The following is a 25,302-nucleotide window of genomic DNA, read 5'->3' on the forward strand; positions in this document are numbered from 1 at the left end:
CATGCAGATTACTATATGGCGAGAAAGCATACTACACACGTGTGTAGTGGCAGCGGGGGGCCAATGGGGCATTCCGGGTGGCCGAGCGCGCGTTCGCCGCGGCCGTGGAGGTACACGCGTGATTGCCGGCGCGTACACTGTCAACCTAGAGTGCACAGCGTGAACTCCTTTGACACCCCGAAACCCATCCAAGCCGCGGTCGACCTCGCGGCGGGAGAAGTTCGGCTCGTGGCCGAGCGCCGCGCCGACACACGGGTCAGGGTGAACCCGCTCGACCCGGCCAGCGACGACGACGCCACCGCGGCCGGTCTGACCGAGGTGGAGTACTCCGGCGGCCACCTGAAGGTGCGCACGCCGCGCCAGGGCGCGGTCACGGTGGAGATCCAGCTCCCCGAAGGCTCCGGCCTGGAGATCGACCTGTCGGCCGGCCAGGTGCGAAGCCACGGCCGGCTCGGGGAGACCAGGATCCACAGCGCCCACGGTGGAATCCAGCTCGACCAGACCGCCGGGCTCGACGTGGAGTCCGGATCGGGTGACGTGTGCGTCGCCGCCGTCGAGGGACCGGCCGTCATCACGATGCGGAACGGCGACCTGTGTCTCGGCGAGGCCGCCGGCGGTCTGCGGGTCACGACCACCCGTGGCCGGATCGAGGTCGAGCGGGCCCACGCCGACGTCGAGGTCACGACCGGGGAGGGCGACGTCAGGATCGGCGAGGTGGCCAGAGGCTCGGTGACCCTCGTGGCCTCGGGCCAGGTCGAGGTGGGCGTCAGAAGGGGAAGCGCCGCCCGGCTCAGCCTCGACTCCACCTACGGCGCCGTGCGCAACCTGCTGGAGGCGTGGCCGCCGCCCGAGGAGAGCGTGGAGATCCACGCCTCGGCCACGTTCGGCGACGTGGTGGTGCAACGGTCCGTACCGAAGTAGGGCCGCGCGCCCGCGGCTCTACGCGCGGGAGCCGACCTCATCAGGCCCGCACGAAGGCTCGGCGGGGACGTCAGGCTCGTGCCAGCGGCCGTCCGCCTGGGCGCGTTCGACCTCGGCGAGCCCGGCGGGCCGCATCCGGCCCTCCTTCCGCAGCCGTGCCACCCGCGCGATGTTCGGCCGCGACCAGGAGCTGCGCGGGCGGCGCGGGGTGTAGCGCTGGGTGTAGGTCGCCTCGTCGCGCCTGCGGGTGAGCCCGTCGATCCAGCCATGGCACAGCGCTTCCTGAACCGCCTGCTCGTGGGTGAGGCTGGTCGGCTCGGTGGTGCCCTTCTTGGCCAGCACCACCCACACCTCCGTGTCGGAGGTGTGGTGGGCGCTCAGCCACTCACGCCAGGCGGCGGCGTCGGTGAAGATCTTCACGACTCGCTCTTCATGGAGTTCAGCACCTCCAGGTAATGCGGGTTGTACATCAGGCCCAGGATGTTGCCCCACGGGTCGATCACCGTGGCGGTGATGAAACCGGTGCCGCGGTCGCGGGGCGCGTCGTGCTCCTTGGCTCCCATGGCCACGAGCCGCTCCAGTGCCGCGGGCACGTCGTCGACGTGCCAGAAGACCACCGCGCCCGCCGGCCGGCCCACCGCCTCCGGAGACGGGGTCCTGGCCAGCTCGCTGTCGGCGTAGGAGCTGTCGATGACGCCGAACTCGTGCTGGTAGTCGCCGATGCGCCACTCCAGGTAGGCCGGGGTGTCCATGTAGGGCGCGATCCCGAACAGCTCGGTGTACCAGTTCTTGGTGGCGTCCAGGTCGGGCGAGTAGAACGACGTGGTGGTGAGTCCTCGCAACATGCGATCTTCCTTCTCTCTCGAGGTCGTGTATCCATCATCCCGCTTAAAGTGCTCACCGATTGAGCACTTTGTTTGCCAAGATGAGGACATGCGCGCCGACCGTCTCGTGGCAGCCCTGCTGCTGCTCCAGGCCCGCGGCCGGGTGACCGCCGCGGAACTGGCCAAGGAACTGGAGACCTCCGTGGCCACCGCCCGCCGCGACCTGGAGTCGTTGTCGGCCGCGGGCATCCCGGTCTACCCCCAGCCGGGCCGCGGCGGCGGATGGTCACTCGTCGGCGGCGCCCGTACCGACCTCACCGGCCTGAACGCGGACGAGACCCGCGCCCTGTTCCTCCTGCTCGGCCGGGCCGGCACGGCCACCCCCGAACTGACCTCCGCCCTGCGCAAGCTCGTCCGCGCCCTGCCGGCGACCTTCCGCGCCGACGCCCAGGCCGCCGCACAGGCCGTCGTGTCCGACCGCGCCGGCTGGGGCGAGGCGGACCGTGAACTTTCCGTCCCGCACGAGTCCCTGCAGACCGCGGTGGTGCGCAGAGTCAAGGTACGGCTGGCCTACAACGGGCAGGACCGGCTCGTGGACCCCCTGGGCCTGGTCGACAAGGACGGCATCTGGTACCTCATCGCGGACACGCCCGCGGGCCGACGTACCTTCCGCGCCGACCGCATCACCGAAGCGGTCATCACCGACCTGCCCGCCGAGCGGCCGGAAGAGTTCGACCTGGCCACGGAGTGGTCGCGCACCGTCGAGCAGATGGAACAACGACGCTCACTCGTCACCGCGCAGGTGCTGATCGACGCCAGGTTCCTGCCCGTGCTGCGCTCACACTTCGGACGGCACTGCGAAGTCGTCGCCACCGAGCCCGGTGGACGCGTCCGAGCACGCGTGGCCGCCCACATGCCCCGCGCGATCGCCGAACAACTGGCCGGCTGGGGCGCCATGGTCGAGGTGATCGAGCCCCGCTCCGTCCGCGACGAACTCGCCCGCATCGGCCAAGAACTCACCGACCGCTACGCCGAGTCCTGACAATGGCGGCCGTGAAGACCGCACCTGATCTTCTCCAGCCATTCAGGCAGGATGCGCGCGCGGGGCGACGGCCGGCTGAAAGAGATCGGGCCGGTGCCGGCGGATCCGGTCACCCATCGGGCCGTATTCCCACAGGGGATCGACAGCGCCGAGGGGGATGCTGATTTTCTGTAGCCCCGATGCCGGATCGAAGGGCAGCCGGGCCCGATGGGCCGATAGCCAGGTGGGGGCGTGGCGGGGAATCTCGTAGTCGCCCCAGCCGACCAGGCCGACGCATTGCCTGGCTCCGGTTCGGACGCCTATCCTGCCGGCCTTGGTCAGGGTTCGCGGACTGGGAATCCGGCTTTCCACGACATCGATGCGCTCGATGTGCCGCCAGGCCAGGTGCACACGCGATCCGTACCGATCCTCCATCTCCACGCCGTCAGGAGACAGGCGCGCGACCGTGGCCGCGGCCAGTTGCCGCCACCAGGCCAACCGCACGGCCGGTAAGACCACCGTCGCCCCTGCCGCAAGGAGTATCGGCCCGATGCGGTGATGATCAGGGACCAGGGCTATGAATATCAGCCACACAGGAATCAAGAGCACAAAAGGAAGACACAGCCGAACAACGGTCGCGACGGAAAATGCCCGCGCCATGCGAAACTCCTCCATGACCCCAACCTGGGACCTCGACGCCATCGATGTCAACGCGGGATGTGCCGCTTGTGTCGTGACCGCGAAGGCCCTGACCTGCCGGGGCGGAACCACGTCCTCGCCGACGTAGCGGACGAGCGCTATTTCTTGATTCCGTAGCGCAGGATTACCACGCCGTTCTCGAACGGGGTGGCGTCGATGAGCTCCAGGTTCTGCCGATCCTCGAAGACGCGCGTTCCCTTGCCTCGGGTGACCGGGCAGACGAGCAGGGTGAGCTCGTCGACGAGGCCGGCGTCCAGCATGGACCGCATGAGTGTCAGGCTCCCCCACATCCAGATGTCCTTGCCGCTTCGCCGCTTGAGTTCCCGGATGGTGGCGGCCGGGTCGCGCGTCACGGTCGCGGCGGGAAAGTCGCCCCAGGGGGCGTCATCCAGCTTCGACGAGGCGACGTACTTGGTGAGGTTGTTGAGCTTCTCGCCGTACTCGCCCTGCTCGGTGGCGTACGCCCAGCCCGTGGACTGGGCGTAGGTGGTCGCACCGAGAATCAGCGTGTCGACCGCGTCGATGAGCCCCATCACGCTCGCCTTGTACGCGGGCTGTGTGGTCTCGGAAAAGGGCTCCACCGACACGAAGCTGAGCCCGCCGTCCTCCTCCGCGGCGATGTTGTCGACGGTGACCCACTGCTGAACGATGAGCTTTCGCATCACTGACCGTGCCTTTCGTGTATCTGCCGGCTGTACCCGGAGCCTTGGTGACGAACCCGACGCCGAGGGACGCTATCCCTCCGCTGGGCCTCCTCGCCGGTCGCTGATGCCCCGGGGACGAAGCAGACGCCAGGTTCTCGACACCCGAGAGCAGGTGGATTCACAGAATCTTCTTCTGGTGGCTGAAGCGAATCTGGCGGCAAGCCGGTGCGAACCCGTGATCCCGCATATGCGCCTCCCTCCTGCAAGGTCTGTGGTGCGTCCATCCTTTGAGAGCGTCAGATCGGGCGTCCCGGCTTACTGTCACGAACAGGGCATCCCGCAGACCCCCGAGAACGGATGACAGATGACGGCGAACGTCATCGCGATGTGGCTCACGGCAGGTTTCAACCTCCCGCCCCCCTGCATGACCGGACCCATCAGAGTCCGGACGCCGAGAAGTGTCGCCTGCCCTCGGGCGGCGCCGGGCCGGGTGAACGAGTCCGGAATCTCCGCCGGCCGATCGCGCTGACCGCCGACGGGGACGGCCTTCTGCGGCTCTGGGACCTGCGCGGCCGTACCCTTTTGCGCAGGTCCTTCAGGTTCGCGGGCGGTGCGCGCGGTGTTCGGCGTCACGACGGGTCAGTCGCTCACCGGACCGTGGATGTGACGCCGCCGGTGGTGGCGGAGCCGAAGGGCGGGTTCCAGGCCAGGGCGCCGCCGACGGCCTTCATGAGCAGAGGGGTGGGCAAAGCGGCGGTGATGGTGTCGCGCAGCAGCGCCGCGGTGGGGCCGGCGGTCTGGAGGATGTGCCCGAGCCCGCCGGACATACGGGCCATGCGCTCCGTCCGGGGTCGCCGGAGCCTGTCGTGGGCGTGCAGCCCGTCGTCGATGCCCCTCTTGCCGATGGCGGCGGCGAGCGTCACCGCGTCCTCCACGGCCAGGCACGCGCCCTGGCCGATGTCCGGCGTGACCGCGTGGGCCGCGTCGCCGAGCAGGACCACCCGGCCGCGGACGAAGCTGGGCAGGCGTTCGCGCAGGTAGTAGACATCGTGCCGGAGCAGCGTCCCGGGAGAGCCGGCGGCGAGCATGGCGGGGATGGGTGCGTGCCAGTTCCGGAAGCGGATGGCGAGCCGCGCCAGGTCGTGGGCGGGCTGAGCGTGTTCGGCGATGGTTTCGCAGGCGAACCTGTAGATCTGCCCGTCGTTGATGGCGGCGTGGCCGAACCGGGCGCCGCCACCGCCCCAGGTCTCCGACAGCACGCTCGGCACGTTCAGTGATCGGGCGGGCACGAAGCCGCGCCAGACGGTGTATCCGGCGAAGGCCGGCCCCGGATAGCCGGGGAACAACTGGGCGCGCAGTGCGCTGTTGACCCCGTCGGCGGCCACGATCAGGTCGGCCGATTCCGTCACGATGCCGTCGGGTGCGCAGCACGACCGTGGCCTGCCCGGCTTCCGTGGTGATCTTCTCGGCGCGGTGGCCCACGCGCAGCGTGCCCGGTTCGAGCCCGGCCGACAGGATGCGATGCAGTTCGGCCCGGTGCAGGGCGTAGAACGGGGCGCCGTAGCGGCGTTCGATGCCTTCCGCCGGGATGTGCCCGACGCGAGCCCCCTTCACGCCCTTCCCGGTCTCGACGACAACGCCGTCCGGTTCGCCTACACCAGCATGCTGGGCCTGCTCAGCCTCCACCAGTCCGGCGCCTTCACCGCACTCGACTGGCCGCACCACCTCAGCCCCCGCACCGGCCGGACCGTCACCGCCGACCGCGAGCGCCTCATCACCTTCATCACCGCCGGCATCCTCACCGCACTCACCGCGCAGGAGACCCCAACAGGTCAGGCTCTTAGCCCTTGAGCTAGTCAATACGCATGACTACAGTTCTGGCCATGGATCACGCCGTGCTGTCCGAGCGCCTGTCCGCCCTGGTGGGCATCGAGTCCCCCTCCGGTCACGCGGAGGGACTGGAGGGCTGTTACGCCCTGATGCGCTCCTGGGGAGAGCCCCTGCTCGGCAGGCCGGCGGAGATCGTCACGGTGAACGGCACCCCGCACCTGCTGTGGCGCGCATCCGCGGAGGGCGGGGTGCTGCTGCTCGGCCACGCCGACACGGTGTGGCCGCTCGGCACCGTCGCCCGCCGCCCGTTCCGTGCCGAAGGCGGCCGCGCGTACGGTCCGGGGGTGTTCGACATGAAGGCCGGGCTCGTGACGGCGTTCGCCGCGCTCGCCGGGTGCCGCGATCCCGGCTCGGTGAGCATCCTGATCACCGGCGACGAGGAGATCGGCTCGCCGACCTCGCGGGCGCTGGTCGAGGAGATGGCCGGGGCCCGCGACGCCGTACTCGTGCTGGAACCCAGTCAGGCGGGGGCGCTCAAGACGGCGCGCAAGGGCGGGGCGTTCTACAGCGTGGAGATCACCGGCAGGGCGGCCCACGCGGGGCTGGAGCCGGAGCGCGGCGTCAACGCGCTGCTCGAACTCGCCGCGCAGGTGGTGGCGGTGTCGGAGCTGGCCGACCCCGAACGTGGCACGACGGTCACCCCGACGGTCGCGCGCGCGGGCACCGCCACGAACACCGTGCCCGCGCGGGCGCACCTGCGCGTGGACGTCCGCGCGTGGGAACCGGCGGAGCTGGCGCGCGTCGACGGGCGCCTGCGCGCGCTCGCCCCCACCCTCCCGGGAGCCGTGGTCCGGGTCGACGGCGAGATCAACCGTCCGCCGCTGGAGCCGGCGAGTTCCCGGGAACTGTTCGCGGCGGCCCGCAAGGCCGCGGCGCGCCTCGGGCTGCCCGATCCCGAAGAGGTCGCGGTCGGAGGAGCGTCCGACGCCAACTTCACCGGCGCGCTGGGCATCCCCACGCTCGACGGGCTCGGCCCGCCGGGGGACGGCGCCCACGCGGAGCACGAGTGGGTCGACCTGGCCTCACTCCCCGGCCGGGCCCGGCTCGTCACCGCTCTGATCGACGCGCTGACGCGCGCGTGAGCGTTCGGCGCGCACCTCGATCGCGTCGAGCATCATCTCCAGGCCGACGTCGAAGGCGGACGGGCCGCCGAGGCTCGGGAGCCGGTCGGCATGATGGGCGATGGCGGGGTACGCGTCGGCGTCCAGCTGCCGGTACTCCACCTGCCAGGCGAGCTCGTCCCTGCGCCGTACCTCCGGGTCGAGCGCGTGGACGGCCGCCTCCAGGCTCGCCACGGAACGTACGAAGCTGCCGAACGCGCGCTGCACGACCGCCACCTCCTCGTCGGCGACTCCGGCCCGCCGTACGGCGTCGAGGGTGAAGTCGACGCTGGAGAACTCCGTGGGCCGCCGCGTGGTGCGCATGACCATCTGCTGGGCGAACGGAGCGTAGCGGAGGTAGTGCTCGCGTACCCGCTGGGCGATGTCGCGCAGGTCGGCCCGCCAGTCGTCGGTGGGCGTGACGGTGCCGCCGTAGGAGCGGGCCCTGAGGCCGTCGACCAGTTCGAGGAGCAGTTCGTCCTTGTCCTTGAAATGGCGGTACAGCGAGGTCGGGTGGGCCTCGAGCTCGGTTCCGAGCTCCTGGAAGGTCAGCGCGTCCAGGCCGTCGCGCAGAGCGATCTTCTCGGCGGCCGCCAGGATCACCTCCCGGTTGAGGCTGTCACGCGCACGGCGTGGCCGCGCCTCCCCCTTGGCACCCGTCTCCTTCGACTGGCGTGTTGATGCCACCAAAGCCTCCCTCGTCGACCCACGCATTTTCGCACCACCTGATCGCAGTGACGGGCTAAAGCATAGTCAACGCGAATGACTATAAACATGCCCAATACCCTTGCCTAGCTTCTGACTTGCCCATACTCTCCCTCTCATCACCCCCCAGAAAGGTCAGAGCATGAGCACCAGGTTCAGACTCGGAGCAATGGGGCTCGCCGCCCTCGCCCTCCTCGCGGCCTCGTGCACGAGCGGAGGCACCGGCACGGCCCTGAAGCCCGACGCCCGCACCGCCACGGCCGCGCCGGTGCGTCAGGGGGGAAGCATCGTCATCGGCGCCGAGCAGGAACCGGACTGCACCGACTGGATCGCGAGCTGCGCCACCTCGATCTGGGGCACGTTCATCATGGACATCCCGACGATTCCCCGGGTGTTCGAGCCCAGGAAGGTCGACGGCACGTGGGGGCTCGCGGCCACGAACGTCATGGCGTCGGAACCCGAAGTCGCCGCCGGGCCGCCGCAGAAGGTCACCTACCGGATCAACCCGAAGGCCGTCTGGTCGGACGGCGAGCCGATCACGTCGGCGGACTTCGCCTACACGGCACTGGCGATCCGCGACGGCAAGGACGTCCTGAACCGGACCGGATACAGCCACCTCACCAAGATCGACACTCCCGATCCCCAGACGGCGGTCGTCACGTTCGACGCCCCTTACGCGAGCTGGAAGGGCCTGTTCAGCGACGGCAGCGGCCTGCTCCCCAGCCACCTGCTCAAGGGCAAGGACCGCAGCGCCCTGATGAAGGACGGCTACACCTGGAGCGGAGGCCCGTGGAAGATCGAGTCCTGGACGAAGGGCGTCTCGGTCGTCCTCGTGCCGAACCCCAACTACTGGGGCGACAAACCCAAGCTCGACAAGGTCACCTTCCAGTTCACCGCCGACACCGCCGCCGCGTTCCAGGCGTTCAAGACCGGCCAGCTCGACGCGCTCTACCCCACGCCCCAGCTCGATTCGATCGACCAGATCACGAGCGGGCTGCCCAACGCGAGCTCGATCGTCGACCCCGAATCGGGCAACCTTGAGGCGATCTGGTTCAACAACGCCAGAGCGCCCTTCGACTCCGTGACGTTCCGCAAGGCCGTCTCGCACGCGATCGACCGCAAGGCCGTCGTCACCCGCCTGTACGGCGCGCTCGGCGTCAGCGAACCCGCCCAGAGCGCGCACACCCCGCTCGTCGGCCGCTACGGCGGAACCGACTTCGCCCAGTACACCCCCGACCTCGCCAAGGTCGACTCCCTGATGCGGGGCGACGGCTGGGCCAGGGGCTTCGACGGCATCTGGGCCAAGGCGGGAAACCGGGCGGCGTTCTCCGTCAGCACGATGACCGGCAACAAGCGCCGCGAGCTGACCGAGCAGATCTTGCAGGAGCAACTGCGCGCCGCCGGCTTCGAGGCGAAGATCGACAACACCTCGGCCACGGACCTGTTCGCGAGCAAGCTCCCCAAGGGCGACTTCCAGATGGGCCTGTGGACCCTCGTCGACACCTTCCCCCAGCCCTCGCTCGCCGCGTCCTTCTCATCGAGCGCGATCCCCACCGAAGGCAACGGCCGCTCCGGGCTCAACATGTCACGGATCGACCTGCCCGGCCTCGACAAGGTGCTCGACGCTGCCGCGTCGTCTCTCGACGAGGCCGAGCGCGTCGAGATCTCCCGCCAGGCGGACAGGCTCCTCGCCGACTCGGCCGCCCTCCTGCCGCTCGACGTGATCCCCAACATCCTGCTGTGGAACAACAAGATCGGCGGCCCGCTGGCCATCGACCCCGCGCGCGGTCCGTTCTGGAACCTCGCCCAATGGGGCCTGGCGAGCTGAGACGCCGATGTTCGCCTACCTCGCACGGCGGCTGCTCTACTCGGTGCCCGTCGTCCTCATCGCCTCCTTCCTGCTCTTCTGGGCGGTCAGGATCGCCTTCGACCCGCTGGCCAAACTGCGCGGCGGGCGTGACCCCGGCGCGCTCGCCCGCGCGGCCGAGCGCCTCGGCCTCGACCAGTCGATCCCCGTGCAGTACTGGCACTGGCTCACGCGGTTCGTCACCGGCGACTGGGGAGTCAGCTCGCGTACGGCGGGCCCGGTCCACGGCCTGATCCTGCCCGCACTCGGCACCACCCTGCAGCTGATCGTCTGGGGTGTCCTCGTCGCCGCGGTGATCGCGCTGGCCGTCGGCGTCTACTCGGCGGTGCGGCAGTACTCCGCCGGCGACCTGGCCTTCACCGGGCTGTCCTACCTCGGGGTCGCGATGCCGCCGTTCTGGCTCGGGCTGATCCTCATCCAGATCCTCGCGGCCTGGCCGCAGGAACTGCTCGGCCTGACCGATCCGCCGCTCTACTTCGTGGGCCTGCACTCCCCCGACGGCGGCGGCCCGCTCGACTACGCGCGCCATCTCGTCCTGCCCGTGCTGACGCTGACCGTGGGCCTGGTGGCGAGCTGGAGCAGGTTCACCCGGGCCACGATGCTCGACGCCCTCACCAGCGAGTACGTGCGGACCGCGCGGGCCAAGGGAGTGCCGAAACGCCGGATCGTCACGCGGCACGCCCTGCGCACCGCGCTCGGTCCCTTCGTCAGCGTCACCGCCGTGGACGCCGGCCTGTTATTCGGCGGGCTCGTGGTCACCGAGCAGATCTTCGCCATCCAGGGCATGGGCCGGTTGTTCCTCGACTCCCTGCTCTCGGGCGACGTGTTCGTCCTCGTGCCGTGGACGCTCGTGGTCGCGGTGGTCGTGATCGTGTTCAACCTGCTGGCCGACCTCGCCTACGCCGTACTCGACCCGAGAGTGAGGCTCCGATGACAGCCGAACGCACCCCGTGGCAACTGGCCCGCCGGCGGTTCCTGCGCCACCGTCTGGCCGTCGCGGGGCTCGCGGTGCTCCTCCTCCTGCTGCTCGGCTGCTTCGGCGCGGACCTGATCGCCCCCTACGAGCGCGGCGCCCAGAACCTGATGCTCGGGCCCGTGCCGCCGTCGGCGGCGCACTGGTTCGGCACCGACGAGCTGGGCCGCGACTACCTCACCGAGCTCCTGTACGCCGGGCGGATCTCGCTGGCGATCGGCCTGTGCGTCGCCGTGCTCGCCACCGTGGTCGGCACCGCGCTGGGCGCCGCGGCGGGCTTCTTCGGCGGCTGGGCGGACGAGATCATCATGCGGATCACGGACCTGTTCATCGTCCTGCCCGCGATCGTGGTCCTGGCGGTCGTGCTCCAGGGCGCCGGCCGTTCCCCCGTCGTGATCGTCCCTGTGCTGGCGGCGATCGGCTGGACCACCGTGGCCAGGATCGTCCGCGGCCAGGTGCTGTCGCTGCGGGAGAAGGAGTACATCGCCGCGGCCACCGTGCTGGGCGTGACCAGGTGGCGCATCATCGTGCGACATATCCTGCCCAACCTCACGGGTGTCATCGCCGTCAGCACCTCCCTCGGCGCGGCGAGCGCGGTGATCGTCGAATCGACGCTCTCCTTCCTGGGGTACGGCGTGCAGCCTCCGGAGTCCAGCTGGGGCAACCTGCTGAGCCAGGCGTCCGGGCTGATCGGCACCGGCAAGGTCTACCTGCTGTACTTCCCCGGCCTGTTCATCCTCCTGACGGCGCTGGCCATCAACTTCCTTGGCGACGGCCTCAGAGACGCCTTCGACCCGAAGGGAGCACGCCCGTGACCGCCCTGCTGGAGGTCGACGACCTCACCGTCCGGCTCCCCACGGACGGCGGCACGGTCGCGGCCGTCACCGGGCTCTCGTTCTCCGTCGCGCCCGGCGAGACGCTCGCCATTGTCGGCGAGTCGGGCTCGGGCAAGAGCGTCACGTCGATGGCGGTGCTCGGGATCCTGCCCAGCCGCGCCCGGGTCACGGGGTCGATCCGGTTCCGCGGCGAGGAACTCCTGGGCCGCTCCGAGTCCGACCTGCGCACCCTGCGGGGCAGCCGCATCGCGATGATCTTCCAGGACGCGCTGACCGCGCTCACGCCGGTGCACACCGTCGGCGCGCAGATCGCCGAGGCCATCAGCGTGCACGACGCCTCGGTCACCCGCGCCGCGCTGCGCGAGCGGGTCGTCGAGCTTCTCGACCTGGTCGGCATCCCCTCGCCGGCCAGGCGCGCGAGCCAGTACCCGCACGAGCTGTCCGGCGGCATGCGCCAGCGCGTCATGATCGCGATGAGCATCGCCAACGAACCGGATCTGCTCATCGCCGACGAGCCCACGACCGCCCTCGACGTGACCGTGCAGGCGCAGATCCTCGACGTGATCAGACGGATCCAGCAGCGCACCGCGACCGCGCTCATGCTGATCACCCACGACCTGGGCGTGGTGGCCGGCGTCGCCGACCGGGTGCTGGTGATGTACGCGGGCGCCAAGGCCGAGGAGGCCGCCGTCGAACCGATCTTCTACACGCCCGCCCACCCCTACACCAGAGGGCTGCTGGCCTCGCTCCCCCGGCTCGACGCCCGGCACGGCGAGCGGCTCTACCAGATCCCCGGCCAGCCCTCGCGGGCGCCGGGCTGCCCGTTCCATCCGCGCTGCGAGCACGCCCGCGCCGGTCTGTGCGACACGACGGTCCCGCCGCCGGTCCGGATCGGCGACGGCCACACGGCGTCCTGCCTGCGCGCGGCGGAGCTGAAGGAGGTGCGGCCGCGATGACGGCGCTACAGGTCACAGACCTCGTCAAGACCTATCCCGTGCGCGCTGGGGCGTTCCGCCGCCGGTCCGGCACCGTGCAGGCCGTCTCCGGGGTGTCGCTGCGGATCGAGCGCGGCAAGACGCTCGGGCTCGTCGGGGAGAGCGGCTGCGGGAAGTCCACGCTGGCCGCATGCCTGGTACGGCTCGTCGAACCGACCTCGGGCCAGGTGCTTCTCGACGGCACCGACTTCACGGCGCTGCCGTCCGACCGGTTGCGCCGGTCGCGGCGGCGCATCCAGATGGTCTTCCAGGATCCGTACGCCTCGCTCAACCCCCGCATGACCGTCCGCGCGATCCTCACCGAGGCGCTCGAGACCCACGGCCTCGGCACCGGGCGCGTCCCCGAACTGCTGGAGCTCGTCGGACTCGACCCCCTGCACGCCGGACGGTTCCCGCACGAGTTCTCCGGAGGCCAGCGCCAGCGCGTCGGCATCGCCCGCGCGCTCGCCGTCGAGCCCGACGTGATCGTGCTGGACGAGCCGGTCAGCGCGCTGGACGTCAGCATCCAGGCCGGCGTCATCAACCTCCTGGAGGACCTCCAGGACCGGCTCGGGCTGACCTACCTCCTCATCGCGCACGACCTGTCGGTGGTACGGCACGCCAGCGACGAGGTGGCCGTCATGTATCTCGGCCGGATCGTCGAGCAAGGACCGCCGGACGAGCTCTACCAGCGTCCCCGCCACCCCTACACCCAGGCACTGCTGTCGGCGGTGCCGATCCCCGACCCGCGGGCCGAGCGCGCCCGCCGCCGGATCATCCTGACCGGCGACGTCCCGAGCCCGACCGACCCCCCGTCGGGCTGCCGCTTCCGGACCCTCTGCCCGAAGGCGAGCCCGATCTGCGCCGCCGAGGTCCCCCCGCTCGTCACCGACGCGCGGGGCCACGGCGTCGCCTGTCACCACCCGGAGTTGATCCATGTCCTCTGACGCCTGGCGCGACCGCTTCGACACCCCGATCATCCAGGACATCCGTCCCTGTCCCGGCGACCTCAACCTCGAAATGATCTACGCGGCCGGCCTCAGCGACGCCGAGATCTCCCTGTGGAATCCGGCCACCGGCGAGACCCTGCGGGTGCCGAACCTGCCGCCGCACGTCGCGAACCCGCTGCCCGCCGCGGACGGGCGCTCCATCCTGGTGCTGCACGACGAGGACGGCGGCGAGGTCGGCCATCTGTGGTCCTGCCCGGTCGACGGCGAACCCGCGGACCTCACCCCCGAGCTGCCTCCTTACACGCTGCGCGGCATCGACGTCGCGCGCGACGGCTCGGCGGTCGTCATCGCGACGGTCACCGACGAGGGATTCACGCTCTACCACCTGACCGGGTCAGGCCCCCACCGGCTGTACCGCAGCAGGAACGAGGCCTGGAACAGCCTGGTCTCCGCCGATGGAACGCTGGCGAGCATCGACACCACGGACCACAACCCCGGCATCCGCCGCTTCGCCGTCACGGTGCTCGACGCCTCCGACGGCGCGGTGCTGGCGTCGGTCTCGGACGGGCCGCTCGCGCCCGTGCGCGGGGTCCGGTTCTCGCCGGTCGCCGGGGACCCCCGGATGCTGCTCAGCACCGAACGCACCGGGTACGCGCGTCCCGCCGTGTGGAACCCCCTCACCGGTGAGCGGACCGACGTCGAGGCGCCCGAGCTGGAGGGTGAACTCGTCCCGCTCGACTGGTCCGACGACGGCGCCCGGCTGCTGCTCGTCCACGTCGACGGCGGCCTCCACCGCGTCTGCGAATACGACCTGCGGGCCGGTCGGCTGCTGCGCGTGTCCCATCCTGACGGCGCCTACTTCTTCCCCGAGGTGGCGTGCGCGCTGACCAACCAGTGGAACTCGCACTACGGGCCCCGTGGTCAGATCCGGCTGCTGCGCCAGCGCGCCGACCTGCCGTTCGAGATGCTCGCCCTGGAGCGCGGCCAGAGCGAGCCGCGCGGTGTCATGGCCCCGCGCGGGGTCGTACCGGGCATCCCGACGCGTTCGGTCACCGTCACCTCCAAGGACGGGACCGCACTGCAGCTGTGGGTCGCGGTGCCGGAGGGCGCGAGCGGGCCGGTGCCGCTGGTCCTGCGGGTGCACGGCGGCCCGAACCTCGCCGACGTGGGCGGATACCACCCCGCCGCGCAGGCGTGGCTGGCCGAGGGCTTCGCCTACGCGTCGCTGAACTACCGGGGATCCGTCACCTTCGGCAGGGCGTTCCGCGAGGGGTTCTGGGGAGCCGTCGGCGACCGCGAGCTGGAGGACGTCGAGGCGGCCTGGCGGTGGCTGGTCGACGAGGGCGTCGCCGACCCTTCGGCCGTGTTCATCCGCGGCTCCTCCTACGGCGGGTTCCTGACGCTGCTCTCGCTCGGCCGGCTCCCCGGCCTGTTCGCGGGCGGGTTCGCGTTCATCGCGCTGGCCGACTGGAAGCTCGCCTACGAGGACATGCACCCCGCCCTTCAGGCGGCCTGGCGCGGGTTCCTGGGCGGGCGGCCCGAACTCGCGGAGGAACGCTTCCGGCTCAGCTCGCCCATGACCTACGTCGAGGACGTGCGGGCGCCGGTGCTGATCAACCAGGGGCGCCACGACACCCGCACCCCGGCCCGCCAGGCCGAGGAGTACGCGCGCCGGCTGCGCGCCGCCGGCGGTGACGTGCTGCTGCGCTTCTTCGAAGGCGGGCACGGACCCGTCGGCAACGACGGCGTGGTCGGCAAGATCGAGCTGGAGATGGAGCTGGCCCGCAAGGCCCTGCGCGGGGAACGCTGGTCCTGAGGGCCACTCCGGCCGGGGCCCTGTCTCAGGCCCCGGCCAGGAACGCCTCCAGCTCCGCGGTGACCAGGCCGGGGGCCTCCTCCGGGAGGTAGTGGTCGCTCGGCAGCGCCGTACCGCCGAGATGATCGGCGTACTCGCGCCAGACCTTCAGGACGTCGTAGGCGCGGCCGACGAAGCTGTGCTCGCCCCACAGCGCCAGCACCGGGCAGCGCACGCGGCGGCCCGCCGCGGCGTCGGCCTCGTCATGCTCCAGATCGACGCCCGCCGCCGCCCGGTAGTCGGCGCACGACGCGGCGATCGCGGCGGGGTCGGAGAAGCAGCGCACATACTCCCGGACCGCGGCCTCGTCGTAGGCGGCTCCGCCGGAGTGCCGTGCCGTCATCCGGCTACGGATCCAGAACTCGGGATCGTTGCCGATCAGCCGCTCGGGGACGCCGTTCCCGGCGGCGAGGAAGAACCAGTGGTAGTAGCCGAGGCCGAAGGCGGCGTCGGCGTGCGCGAACGTGTGCCGGGTCGGCACGACGTCCAGGACGGCGAGCGCCTCGACGGCGCCGGGGTGATCGAGGGCCATCCGGTGGCCCACCCGCGCCCCCCGGTCATGGCCCACCACGGAGAAGCGCTCGAACCCCAGCTCCCGCATCACGCCGAGCTGGTCACCGGCCATCGCCCGCTTGGAGTAGACGTCGTCGGTGACCGGCTCCGGCTTGGCGCTGTCGCCGTACCCACGCAGGTCGGTCAGCACGACCGTGTGCCGGGACGCCAGCGCCGGGGCCACGTCGTGCCAGATGAGGTGCGTCTGCGGGTAGCCGTGCAGGAGCAGCACGGGCGGCCCGTCACCCCCGACGACCGTGTGGATGGCGACGCCGTCCACGTCGATGGTGCGTGATGAGAACGTGCTGGGCAGCGGGACGCTCATGCTTTCCTTCACCGGGCTTCGACAGTGGATGGTACCGATTCGAGCAGGCCCGTCGGGCCGGCGTCCAAGAGCCCCTGCCTATCTGACCGATCGCCACCGCCTATCCATCGAGTGCCATGGCGCGCTGGTCGAAGAACAGGCGGGCGACCAGGTCACCCCTGGACCCGGTGCCCGACTTGGCGAGATGGTCCTGAACGGCGTACGTCGTCAGGTGAAGCCGGTTGGCGATCTGCCCTCACCTACGGAGGCGGCCACTACGACATCGCGCAGTGGCCGATCATCGCCGGCGCGGGCAAGGGGCTCAACCTCGGCGGCGGCTCCACCACGATGGCCTGCCGCGACAGCGACGGCGGTCCGGTCCTGACGAACGTCCCCTTCGGCAGCGAAGCGGCGCCCGGCGCCTCGTCTGAAACTACTTCGGCCGACGTAGAGCACGTTCATCCGTGCGCGACCGGGCGACCCGCTCAGGACGCCGCCACCTGGCCGAGATGTGCCCGCACGGCGGCCCGGTCGACGCCCAGGTGGTTCAGGAGCTGCGCCACCGGGTCCGGCTCGCGCTGGGCGAGCAACGCCAGGAGCAGCTGGACGGGCGCCTGGGCGTTCCTGTTCTTGCGCGTCGTTGCCTTGATCGCGTGATTGACGGCGGCTCGGGCGCCGGTGGCGAGCGCGGAGACGGGCACCGGAGGGTGCCGGCGTGGTCCGGTCCGCGGCGCCTGGCCGACGTCCAGGCCGATCGCGCGCAGGGCCGCCGTGTCCAGGTCGGCGAGCGCGGCCCGCGCGGTGGCCATATCCACGCCGAGCGCGCGGCTCGTGGCGGAGCCGGGGTCGCCGAGCAGGCCGAGCAGGAGGTGCTCGGTGCCGATGCGACGGTCGCCGCGCTGCCCGGCTTCCCGCGCGGCGGCCTTGACGGCTGCCGCGAAGGGACTCTTCTCGCTTGCGAACATCGCGGTGTCTCACTTCCCGTATCTGGCGTGCACGGATTGCCGGGACATGCCGAGCGCGTCGCCGATCTGCTCCCAGGTCCATCCCTGCTCGCGGGCGAGCTCCACCGAGACGGCCTCGACCTGTTCGGCCAGCCGGTGCAGCGCTCCCACCGCGCGCAGCCCGACGGCGGGGTCGTTCGACCTGATGTGCTCAGACAGTTCTTGCATATCCACGCTGTCAGGCTAGATTGACAGCTCATATTTGTCAATCTAGCCTGACAGGCATGGACGATGTTGTGATCATCGGTGCGGGGCCTGTCGGGCTCATGCTGGCCTGCGAGCTGAGCCTGACCGGCGCCCGCCCCGTCGTGCTGGACAAGCGAGCAGAACCGGGCCAGACGCCCAAGGCCAACGGACTGGGCGGGCAGATCATCGACCTCCTGGAGCACCGCGGCCTCCTGGAACGCCTCAGCGCCGACAGCCCCTTCTGCGGGATCCCCCCGGGCTTCCCCTTCGGATCGGTCCCGCTGCGCTTCTCCGCGGTCGGCGACATCCCGCTGCGCATGCTGATGATCGCGCAGCCCTGCCTGGAGCGGCTGCTGCGCGAGCGGGCGGCCGAGCTGGGCGTGTCGATCCGCTGGGGGCACGAGCTGGCCTCGCTCACGCAGGACGAGTCCGGCGTGAGCGCTCAAGGCGCCGGATTCAGCCTGCGCGCCCACTACGCCGTGGGCTGCGACGGGGGCGGCAGCCGGGTCCGCGAACGGATGGGAATCGGCTTCCCCGGCACCACTGACGAGGAGGAACTGTGGATCGGCCACTTCACCGCCGACGCCGAGACCGGTGTGTTCGACCACCCCCAGCTGGCCGGACTGGAACCGGGGTGGAACCGCACCCCGGCCGGGCGCATCCTGGCCGCCTCGCTCCAGCCCGGCGTCCACATCGTCGGCGTGCGGGAGAAACACCGGCACCCGGCCGGACCGGTCACCATCGCCGGCTTCCTGGCGGCCGTCCACCGCGTGCTCGGCGATGACCTGCCGCTGGGCGAGCCGATCTGGCTGTCACGCACGAGCGCCCAGGCCCGGCTGGCCGACCACTACCGAACCGGACGGGTGTTCCTCGCCGGTGACGCCGCCCACCTGTTCCCGGCGGGCGGCTCGGCGCTCAACGTCGGCATGATGGACGCGGTCAACCTCGGCTGGAAACTGTCCGCCACGCTCAAGGGCCGAGGACCGGAGCACCTGCTCGGCACCTATGAGTCCGAGCGCCGTCCCGCCGCCGAACGCGCCCTGCTGCAGACCCGCGCCCAGGCGGCCCTCGATCGCCTGGGGCAGGAGGAAGGCGAGGCCCTGCGGACACTGCTCACCGAGGTCTTCGCCTACGAGCAGCCCCTGCGCCACATGGCGGCGCTGCTGCACGGCTCCGACCTCCCGTACGGCACCGCCGCCCATCCGCTGGCCGGCCGTCTGCTCCCCGGCCTGCGCCTGACCACCGACGCCGGCGAGCGGCGACTGGCCGCGTCCATGCGGCGGGGCCGCCCCGTCCTGCTGGATCTCGGCTGTGAGGCCAGGCTCGGCGACGACGCCCACAGCTGGATCGACGTGGTGCGAGCGCGCTGCGACGACGCTCCCGCCGACGCCCTCCTGGTCCGCCCGGACGGGATCGTGGCCTGGGCCGGCAGCGATGGGCTGGCGACGGCCGCGGAGGAATGGTTCGCACCCCGCGCCCACCCCTGAAGGCCACGGGCGTGGTCGCTCATGAAGCAGTGCTCGAACTCGGCGACGGCGTGGAAGACGTGGCGGGCAGGGTGAGGGTCAGGACGGCCCCGCCCCGCGCGCGGTTGGCCGCGGTGAGTGTGCCGCCGTGCAGGCGCGCGTTCTCCGCGGCGATGGCCAGGCCCAGGCCGCTGCCCTCGGTCCGGGCGCGGGCGGCGTCGCCCTTGGTGAACCGGTCGAAGACGTGCGGCAGCAGGTCGGCGGGGATGCCGGGCCCGTCGTCGGAGACGGTGACGACGAGCCGGTCGGTCTCAGCCCGTACCCGCACGAGCACCGGCACCGCCGCGCCGCCGTGCCGCAGCGCGTTGCCGACGAGGTTGGCCAGGATGACGTCCACGCGGCGCGGGTCGAGGCGGGCGCGCAGCCCGGCCGGGATCTCGGTGCGGACCCGCTCCTGCCAGTGCCGCAGCGCGAGCGTGTTGGTGATGAGCTCGCCCAGGTCGACCTCGTCGAGGTGGAGTACGGCGGCGCCGGCGTCGAACCGTGACACCTCGATCAGGTCCTCGACCAGGCGGGTGAGCCGGCGGGTCTCGTCGGAGACCAGGTGCAGCGCCTCGGCGGTGAGCGGTGTGAGCCTGCCGCCGGCGGCGCCGGCGTCGAGCACTTCGGTCACCGCGCTCATGGCCGCGAGCGGGGTGCGCAGCTCGTGGGAGACGTCGGCGGCGAACCTGCGTGCCCGCGCCTCCATGGCGCGCAGCGTGTCGGCGTCGGCCTGGAGGGTGGCGGCCATCGTGTTGAAGGTCCGGCCGAGGTCTGCGAGCTCGTCCTCGCCGGCGACGTTCACCCGGGTGTCGAGCCGGCCGCCGGCCATCTGCACGGCGGCCGCGCGCAGCCGCCGCACCGGCCGCAGCAGCCGGCGCGCCGCCAGCAGCGCGACCGCGATGGAGGCCACGGCGACGGGCAGCGCGGCGGCGCGCGCGGCGGCGGCCAGCGTGTCCACGTCCTGCTGCTGGGAGGTCAGCGGGAAGGACGCGTAGACGACGAGCGGCGCGGGACCGTCCGGGCGCGCGGCGGCGGTGACGGGCAGGGCCACGGCCAGCCAGGGCGACCGGACGTGGTGGAAGCGCTGGGCCAGCGCCGTGGTCGCCGTGGCCGCCCGGGCGCGCAGCGGCGCGGGCAGCGGCGGCGTCGGCTCCCCGGCGGTGACGAGCGGGCCGCCGCGATAGGACAGGGCGGTGCGCCAGCCACGTGTGCCCATCGCGCGGTCCAGTTGCAGGGCGAGGGCACGCAGGTCCGCCTCGGCGGGGTCGGCGGGCAGGTCGGGCGTGCGGGAGGCGAGGTGGGCGCGCAGCTCCTGCAGGGCGTCGGCCTGGGCGCGTTCCACGATCGCGGTGCGGCCCTGGTGAAAGGTGACCGCGGCGGCGACCACCGCGCTGAGCGCGGAGACCAGGAAGAACGCCATGACCAGCTGGGCTCGCAGGCCGCGGGCGAGCGACAGCCGGATCACAGCGGGCCGAACCGGTATCCGAAGCCACGTACCGTCTGGATGTAGCGGGGATTGCGGGAGTCGTCCTCGATCTTGGCTCGCAGCCGCATGACGCACGCGTCGACCAGCCGGTAGTCGCCGTGGAAGGTGTGCTCCCACACCTGTTCCAGGAGTTGCTGGCGGCTGAAGGTCTGTTCGGGCGCGGCAGACAGGAACAGCAGCAGCTTCATCTCCGTGGGCGCCAGCTCGAGCGGTGCGCCCTTCTTGAGCACGCGCAGCGCGACCCGGTCGATGAGCAGGTCGCCCTGGGTGGTGCGCGCCTGGTTGCCGGAGGCCGGCGGTGCGGTACGGCGTAGCACCGCGCGCATGCGGGCCTCGATGACCTCGCCGCTGGCGGGTTTGATCACGTAGTCGTCGGCGCCCGCCTCCAGGCCCACGACGATGTCCACGTCGTCGTCGCGCGCCGACAGGATCACGATGGGCACCTGGCTGAAGGCGCGGATGCGGCGGCAGGTCTCCAGGCCGCTCATGCCGGGCAGCATCAGGTCGAGCAGAACGATGTCGGGGGCGCCGGCGACGAGTTCGGCCAGCCCGTCCTCACCGTTCGTCACCGCCACGGGTTCGTGGCCGTGATGGCGAAGGCCGAGGCTCACGCCCCGGCGTACGGCCGGGTCGTCCTCGATCAGCAGGACCCGGGTCATGAGAAGCCTCCCCGCCCGACGGGATCGGCCGTCCCGTTCTCGTCACACCTGACCCGCCAGGTGCCGTTCCCCATGCCGGGCTCCAGCACCTCGATGACGGGATCGCCACCGGCGTCCGAGGCGGCGGCGGCCGTGCACACCAGCTGACTCACCGCCACGCTCTTCATGTCGCGCACCAGCCACGGCAGGCGCACTTCCACTCCGCCCTCCGTGGTGCGGGCCTGGATCGGCCGCGCCGCCCACGGCAGGTGCGTGACCACCCCCCGGGCGCGCTCGTCCGCCGTGGGACCTTCCCACAGCGCCTTCATGGCCTGCGGCAACCGGTCGCCGGCCTGGGCCGGGCGGGACACCGGCCACGTGCCCTGCGGCGTGACGAAGTACACCCGCAGGAGGCGGCCGCCGCTCGCGGTCAGGCTGCCTCGGACCAGCTGACCGGCGGGATGGGCGTCGGTGTCGGTGATCCCGCAGCCCGCCAGCGTCGCCGCGGCGGCCATGACGGCCACCACGCGGCACAGCACCCCCGGCATCTGTCGTCTCCTGTTCTCCAGCATGATCGGTGCGCTCACGACTGGTCGAGCCTGCTCAGGTCCACCGTCCCGGCGCCCGGCACCGGTCGCGGGATCGCCGTCCACAGCCCCACCGCGGTCACCGCCGTGACGGCCAGCACCGCCCATCCGCGCCGCCCGGTGGCCCATCCGGCGCGCAGCCGTACCGGATCCTCGACCGCGGTCTTCGAGACTACCGCAGCCAGCAGAGACAGCCCGATCGCGGCGATCGTCCAGGCCCAGTTCCAGGCCCAGTTCCAGGCCCAGCTGCCGGGTCCGGGCGCCGGCCGCGGTAGCAGCAGGTAGATCGGCCAGTGCCACAGGTACAGGCTGTAGGACAGCTCGCCCAGCCGGCGCGGCGCGGCACTGCCGATCACCCGGCCCACCCGCCCGTCCGGCAGGTGGGACAGGAGCGCGATCAGCACGGCGCCGCCCAGGGAGTGGGCGAACATCCCTCCCTGGAACAGGCCGGGCGCCTTCTCCCCCGCGGTCACCACCCATGAGGCGCCCAGCCCGCACAGCAGCAGAACGCAGATGACGTCCGTGACGGTGCGCGGCAGGCGGGCCACGACGTCCCGCGCGGGCGCGGTGGCGGCGGCGGCGCCGAGCAGCAGCGAGAACGCCCGGGTGTCGCTGCCTTCGTAGGCGCGGGTGGTGTCCACCGCGGCCGCGAGCCTGATCATGAGCAGGAGTGAGACGAGCGCGCCGGCGACCGCGACGAGCGCGACCCGCCGGTGCCCGCCCGGCCCCCGCCCGGCCACGGCGACGATCAGGGGCCACACCAGGTAGAACTGCCACTCGACGCCAATGCTCCACAAATGGGCGAACAGGCGGGTGCCGGAGGCGTCCCAGTAGCCGATCTGCTCGCCGATGTAGTGCCAGTTGACGCTCTGGGCGGCCACCCACGGCGCGTCCTGCAGCGCGGACCTCAGCATGTCCGGCCTGGCGAACGCCCAGGCCAGCAGCAGTGTCGCCACCACCATCAGGGTCAGCGCGGGTAGCAGGCGGCGGGCCCGGCGCGCCCAGAAGGCCGGCAGATCGAGACGGCCGTGCCGGCCGAGCTCGTCCAGCAGCAGGCCGGTGATCAGAAAGCCGGACAGGACGAAGAACAGGTCGACGCCCAGGAACCCGCCGCCCAGGTGCCCGGCGTGAAACAGCAGGACCGCCGCGACGGCGAGCCCGCGTATCCCGTCGAGCGCGCCGATGTGCGCGCGGCGGGAGATCGCGGTCATCAGCCGCAGCCGAGTTTGACGAACCGCTCGTCGCCGGTCCATGACCCGGTGGCCCAGGCGGCGGGGGCGGCCGGGGTGAAGCCCGCCAGCTCGCCGAGCCGCTTGGTGAACCAGGTGGCGAAGGCCGCCGACCCCTGCTGGCAGGAGTGGATGCCGTCCTTGGCGCGCTGGGCCCTGCCGGCCGCGTAGTCGCTGCCCCACAGCTCGGTGGCGTCCAGATAGCGAGCGTCGGCGCCGCCCTCGGCGGCCTTGGCGGCCATCGCGGGCGCCCTCTTGATCGCGGCCTCGTGCGGCTTGAAGAACTCGTCGATCTTGAACGGCGGCGCGGACACCAGCACGAGCCGGGCACCGGCGTCCTTGGCCGTCCGGGCGAGCTTCTGGTAGGCCGACAGCTGCTGGCGGGCGGTGCCCCAGTCGTAGCCGGTGAGCTGGTAGGCGATCACCGTCGGGCGGAAGGAGGAGAGGTCCTCCTTCAGCGCCTTCCAGGTGTCGGCGGCTATCTTGCTCGTCACCGGGTGGCCGCCGGCGACCAGGGTGCCGCCGCCGGCGGAGCTGGCGTTCTTGAACGCCGCCCCGCCGGCCTTCAGGGCCGCTTCCAGGGCCGGGGCCTGCGCGCCGGCGATGGAGTCGCCCATCCACAGCACGCGGACATCGGTCGCGGTCTGCCGCTTGTCCTTGGCCGTCCCGCCGGCCACTGCTGGTCCGCCGCCTGCCGACGTGCCGCAACCCGAGAGCATGACCACCGATGCCACGGCCACGGCCGCTGCGGCACGGCGGCCGGCCGACCTCTGGGCAAACCGGACGTTCAGGGAGAGATTCATCGATCGCATGGCCGTCAGGCAATCAGGCGAACCCGGAGTTCACCGGCGTTGTCATCGTTTCATCACACAATGAGGGACTTGCCGTCACAGAGGCGGGCGCGGCGCGCCGGGCCGATACACGGGCTCCGGCAAGCCTTCCAAATCAGCAGAAACCAGGTTAAAACAATCACCCCGATAAAGATTATTGACGCCTTTCGGCGAAGAGCTCCAGCGGGGTTTGAGCCGGGCTCTAGTCGCCCACGCCACTATCAGTAGATATGCCCAAAGTTCCGGTGTAGAAGAGGGTCACATGGCCACCGAAAGTCGCCCGGCGTTCCCCCACAGGTGGCTCGCGCTGCTCGTCGTTCTCACGGCCATGTTCATGAACCAGCTCGATGTGACGATCGTCAACGTCGCCCTGCCCTCCATCCAGCGTGATCTGGGGGCGGGTTTCTCGCTGCAGCAGTGGATCCTGGCCGGGTTCGCGCTCGCGTTCGCGTTGCTCCTGGTCACCGGGGGGCGCCTGGGGGACATCGCGGGCCGTAAGAAGGTCTTCCTCGTCGGCGTCGCGGGGTTCACCGCCGCGTCGGCGGTGGCGGGCCTCGCCCAGAACGGGCAGATGATGGCCGGCGCGAGGGTGGCGCAGGGGGTGTTCGCGGCGCTGATGGTGCCGCAGGTGCTGTCCGTGATCCAGGTGATGTTCCAGCCGCCCGAGCGCATCAAGGCGATGGGACTGCTCGGTGTGGTCGTCCCGATCGCCTCGGTCGCCGGACCCGTCGTCGGCGCCCTGCTCACCGCCGGGCCGGGCTGGCGCTGGATCTTCTGGGTGAACGTCCCGATCGGCGTGCTCACGTTCGGGGGCGCGGCGCGCATGGTGCCCGAGTCGAAGTCCGACCGGCCGCTGCGCCTGGACATGCCGAGCGTGCTGCTGCTCGGGCTCGCCTCGGTCATGCTGATGTTCCCGCTGGTCCAGGGGCACGAGCTGGGCTGGCCGCAATGGGCGGTGGTCTCGATGACCGCCTCGCTGCCGGTGTTCACGGTCTTCGGCCTGCGCCAGTTCCGCCGGGAGGGTCTTTCCCCGCTGGTCCCGCCGGTGCTGTTTCGCAACAGGTCGTTCGTCGCCGGATCCATCCTGATGGCGCTCGTCTTCTCCGGCATCATGTCGTACATGATCGTGCTGGTCTGGGACTTCCAGATCGCGCACGGCTGGACTCCCCTGCGCATGGCGCTGACCGGCCTGGGCTGGACGGTCGGACTCGGCCTCACCGCCACCCTCGCGATCAGGTACGGCGCCGTCGCCGGCCGCCGGCTCATCGCCGCCGGCCTGGTCGTCATGGCCGCGGGCATGGCCGCGCTGATCGTGGTGCTTCGGCTTCACGGCGGCGCCACGGACTCCTGGCAGATCTTCGCCTGTCTCCTCACGGCGGGGATGGGCTCCGGCCTGGTCGTGCCCATCCTGGTGGACCTGGTCCTGGCCGGAGTACCCGCCGGCGACGCGGGCGCCGGATCCGGCGTGGCCAACGCCACCATCCAGCTGGGCACCGCGGCGGGCGTGGCCGTCGTCGGCGCGATCTTCTTCGGCCTGGCCGGCACCGGACCGCGCGACCCGGCCGCCTGGGCGGGCGCCACCTGGCAGACCCTGCTCTACAACGCCGGGGTGTTCCTCGCCGCGGCCCTGCTGGTCCCGCTCCTGCCCCGGCGCACCCGGGCGCGCGGTGCGCCGGCGGGCGCCCGGCAGTTGCCCACGGGCACTTCCTGAATTCTTCC

Annotated in this window: 26 protein-coding genes; 12 read left to right on the top strand and 14 right to left on the bottom strand. The window is 71.4% G+C overall.

What is annotated here, in order from left to right:
- The first annotated feature begins 159 nt into the window (after positions 1-159).
- On the top strand, positions 160-921 hold the full coding sequence (locus ACIBI5_RS21225) for a DUF4097 family beta strand repeat-containing protein (protein WP_397249200.1): 762 nt from the start codon (positions 160-162) through the stop codon (positions 919-921).
- Between the two features lie 18 nt (positions 922-939).
- On the opposite strand, the gene ACIBI5_RS21230 is transcribed toward ACIBI5_RS21225, so the two are convergent.
- Both ACIBI5_RS21230 and ACIBI5_RS21235 read right to left on the bottom strand, forming a co-directional pair.
- On the bottom strand, positions 940-1,341 hold the full coding sequence (locus ACIBI5_RS21230) for a YdeI family protein (RefSeq protein ID WP_397249202.1): 402 nt from the start codon (positions 1,339-1,341) through the stop codon (positions 940-942).
- A complete protein-coding gene (locus ACIBI5_RS21235) occupies positions 1,338-1,766 on the bottom strand; it encodes a VOC family protein (protein WP_397249204.1) in 429 nt (142 codons plus the stop codon). Before ACIBI5_RS21235 ends, ACIBI5_RS21230 begins: the two co-directional genes overlap by 4 nt.
- 88 nt (positions 1,767-1,854) lie before the next feature.
- On the opposite strand from ACIBI5_RS21235, the gene ACIBI5_RS21240 reads away from it, so the two are divergent.
- A complete protein-coding gene (locus tag ACIBI5_RS21240) occupies positions 1,855-2,787 on the top strand; it encodes a helix-turn-helix transcriptional regulator (RefSeq protein ID WP_397249206.1) in 933 nt (310 codons plus the stop codon).
- Between the two features lie 42 nt (positions 2,788-2,829).
- On the opposite strand, the gene ACIBI5_RS21245 is transcribed toward ACIBI5_RS21240, so the two are convergent.
- From ACIBI5_RS21245 to ACIBI5_RS21255, 3 genes are all read right to left on the bottom strand, one after another.
- Positions 2,830-3,441, bottom strand: coding sequence for a hypothetical protein (locus ACIBI5_RS21245; protein WP_397249208.1), 612 nt, complete (start codon positions 3,439-3,441; stop codon positions 2,830-2,832).
- Between the two features lie 122 nt (positions 3,442-3,563).
- Positions 3,564-4,127 carry a dihydrofolate reductase family protein gene (locus ACIBI5_RS21250; protein ID WP_397249210.1) on the bottom strand — a complete coding sequence of 188 codons (564 nt, stop codon included), beginning with the start codon at positions 4,125-4,127 and terminating at the stop codon, positions 3,564-3,566.
- 629 nt (positions 4,128-4,756) lie between these two features.
- Positions 4,757-5,518, bottom strand: a complete 762-nt coding sequence (locus ACIBI5_RS21255) for an FAD-dependent monooxygenase (RefSeq protein WP_397249212.1) — start codon at positions 5,516-5,518, stop codon at positions 4,757-4,759.
- 1 nt (position 5,519) lies between these two features.
- Between ACIBI5_RS21255 and ACIBI5_RS21260 the strand changes: the two genes are divergently transcribed.
- Positions 5,520-5,960 (top strand): hypothetical protein, encoded by a 441-nt coding sequence (locus ACIBI5_RS21260; RefSeq protein WP_397249214.1) that lies wholly within the window; start codon positions 5,520-5,522, stop codon positions 5,958-5,960.
- 14 nt (positions 5,961-5,974) lie between these two features.
- Positions 5,975-7,081 carry a M20 family metallopeptidase gene (locus ACIBI5_RS21265; RefSeq protein ID WP_397249216.1) on the top strand — a complete coding sequence of 369 codons (1,107 nt, stop codon included), beginning with the start codon at positions 5,975-5,977 and terminating at the stop codon, positions 7,079-7,081.
- On the opposite strand, the gene ACIBI5_RS21270 is transcribed toward ACIBI5_RS21265, so the two are convergent.
- Positions 7,022-7,786, bottom strand: coding sequence for a TetR/AcrR family transcriptional regulator (locus ACIBI5_RS21270; protein WP_397249218.1), 765 nt, complete (start codon positions 7,784-7,786; stop codon positions 7,022-7,024). The two genes, ACIBI5_RS21265 and ACIBI5_RS21270, sit on opposite strands and share 60 nt — an antisense overlap.
- 160 nt (positions 7,787-7,946) lie before the next feature.
- Between ACIBI5_RS21270 and ACIBI5_RS21275 the strand changes: the two genes are divergently transcribed.
- From ACIBI5_RS21275 to ACIBI5_RS21300, 6 genes are read left to right on the top strand one after another with little or no spacing between them, the layout of a single operon-like run.
- Positions 7,947-9,632: an ABC transporter substrate-binding protein gene (locus tag ACIBI5_RS21275; protein ID WP_397249220.1), complete on the top strand. Its 1,686-nt coding sequence runs from the start codon at positions 7,947-7,949 to the stop codon at positions 9,630-9,632.
- A gap of 7 nt (positions 9,633-9,639) precedes the next feature.
- The gene (locus ACIBI5_RS21280) at positions 9,640-10,605 is read left to right on the top strand and encodes an ABC transporter permease (RefSeq protein ID WP_397249222.1); all 966 of its coding nucleotides are present in this window, start codon (positions 9,640-9,642) and stop codon (positions 10,603-10,605) included.
- Complete coding sequence (locus ACIBI5_RS21285; protein WP_397249224.1) at positions 10,602-11,459, top strand: ABC transporter permease; 858 nt, start codon at positions 10,602-10,604, stop codon at positions 11,457-11,459. The genes ACIBI5_RS21280 and ACIBI5_RS21285 overlap by 4 nt, the downstream gene beginning before the upstream one ends.
- Entirely contained in the window at positions 11,456-12,436 is a 981-nt protein-coding gene (locus ACIBI5_RS21290) for an ABC transporter ATP-binding protein (RefSeq protein WP_397249226.1), read from the top strand. The genes ACIBI5_RS21285 and ACIBI5_RS21290 overlap by 4 nt, the downstream gene beginning before the upstream one ends.
- On the top strand, positions 12,433-13,401 hold the full coding sequence (locus ACIBI5_RS21295) for an ABC transporter ATP-binding protein (RefSeq protein ID WP_397249228.1): 969 nt from the start codon (positions 12,433-12,435) through the stop codon (positions 13,399-13,401). Before ACIBI5_RS21290 ends, ACIBI5_RS21295 begins: the two co-directional genes overlap by 4 nt.
- Positions 13,391-15,220 (top strand): S9 family peptidase, encoded by a 1,830-nt coding sequence (locus tag ACIBI5_RS21300; RefSeq protein WP_397249230.1) that lies wholly within the window; start codon positions 13,391-13,393, stop codon positions 15,218-15,220. Before ACIBI5_RS21295 ends, ACIBI5_RS21300 begins: the two co-directional genes overlap by 11 nt.
- A 25-nt stretch (positions 15,221-15,245) precedes the next feature.
- On the opposite strand, the gene ACIBI5_RS21305 is transcribed toward ACIBI5_RS21300, so the two are convergent.
- From ACIBI5_RS21305 to ACIBI5_RS21315, 3 genes are all read right to left on the bottom strand, one after another.
- A complete protein-coding gene (locus ACIBI5_RS21305) occupies positions 15,246-16,136 on the bottom strand; it encodes an alpha/beta fold hydrolase (protein WP_397249232.1) in 891 nt (296 codons plus the stop codon).
- 464 nt (positions 16,137-16,600) lie between these two features.
- Positions 16,601-17,080, bottom strand: a complete 480-nt coding sequence (locus ACIBI5_RS21310) for a Clp protease N-terminal domain-containing protein (protein ID WP_397249234.1) — start codon at positions 17,078-17,080, stop codon at positions 16,601-16,603.
- A gap of 9 nt (positions 17,081-17,089) precedes the next feature.
- Positions 17,090-17,287 (bottom strand): hypothetical protein, encoded by a 198-nt coding sequence (locus ACIBI5_RS21315; RefSeq protein ID WP_397250304.1) that lies wholly within the window; start codon positions 17,285-17,287, stop codon positions 17,090-17,092.
- A 56-nt stretch (positions 17,288-17,343) separates the two neighbouring features.
- Between ACIBI5_RS21315 and ACIBI5_RS21320 the strand changes: the two genes are divergently transcribed.
- Positions 17,344-18,792, top strand: coding sequence for an FAD-dependent oxidoreductase (locus ACIBI5_RS21320; protein ID WP_397249236.1), 1,449 nt, complete (start codon positions 17,344-17,346; stop codon positions 18,790-18,792).
- A 19-nt stretch (positions 18,793-18,811) separates the two neighbouring features.
- Here the strand turns inward: ACIBI5_RS21320 and ACIBI5_RS21325 are convergent, their stop codons facing one another.
- Genes ACIBI5_RS21325 through ACIBI5_RS21345 form a run of 5 tightly spaced genes read right to left on the bottom strand, consistent with a single transcriptional unit; the run spans position 18,812 to position 23,565 of the window.
- Complete coding sequence (locus ACIBI5_RS21325; RefSeq protein WP_397249238.1) at positions 18,812-20,278, bottom strand: sensor histidine kinase; 1,467 nt, start codon at positions 20,276-20,278, stop codon at positions 18,812-18,814.
- On the bottom strand, positions 20,275-20,958 hold the full coding sequence (locus ACIBI5_RS21330) for a winged helix-turn-helix domain-containing protein (protein WP_397249240.1): 684 nt from the start codon (positions 20,956-20,958) through the stop codon (positions 20,275-20,277). The genes ACIBI5_RS21325 and ACIBI5_RS21330 overlap by 4 nt, the downstream gene beginning before the upstream one ends.
- A complete protein-coding gene (locus ACIBI5_RS21335) occupies positions 20,955-21,524 on the bottom strand; it encodes a hypothetical protein (RefSeq protein ID WP_397249242.1) in 570 nt (189 codons plus the stop codon). Before ACIBI5_RS21335 ends, ACIBI5_RS21330 begins: the two co-directional genes overlap by 4 nt.
- Complete coding sequence (locus ACIBI5_RS21340) at positions 21,521-22,735, bottom strand: acyltransferase family protein (RefSeq protein ID WP_397249244.1); 1,215 nt, start codon at positions 22,733-22,735, stop codon at positions 21,521-21,523. The genes ACIBI5_RS21335 and ACIBI5_RS21340 overlap by 4 nt, the downstream gene beginning before the upstream one ends.
- The gene (locus ACIBI5_RS21345) at positions 22,735-23,565 is read right to left on the bottom strand and encodes an SGNH hydrolase domain-containing protein (protein ID WP_397249246.1); all 831 of its coding nucleotides are present in this window, start codon (positions 23,563-23,565) and stop codon (positions 22,735-22,737) included. Before ACIBI5_RS21345 ends, ACIBI5_RS21340 begins: the two co-directional genes overlap by 1 nt.
- A gap of 280 nt (positions 23,566-23,845) precedes the next feature.
- Here ACIBI5_RS21345 and ACIBI5_RS21350 point away from each other — a divergent pair, with 280 nt between their 5' ends.
- The gene (locus ACIBI5_RS21350; RefSeq protein WP_397249248.1) at positions 23,846-25,294 is read left to right on the top strand and encodes an MFS transporter; all 1,449 of its coding nucleotides are present in this window, start codon (positions 23,846-23,848) and stop codon (positions 25,292-25,294) included.
- Positions 25,295-25,302: the final 8 nt, after the last annotated feature.

The sequence above is a fragment of the Nonomuraea sp. NPDC050540 genome, from assembly GCF_044457485.1.
Classification (GTDB): Bacteria; Actinomycetota; Actinomycetes; order Streptosporangiales; family Streptosporangiaceae; genus Nonomuraea.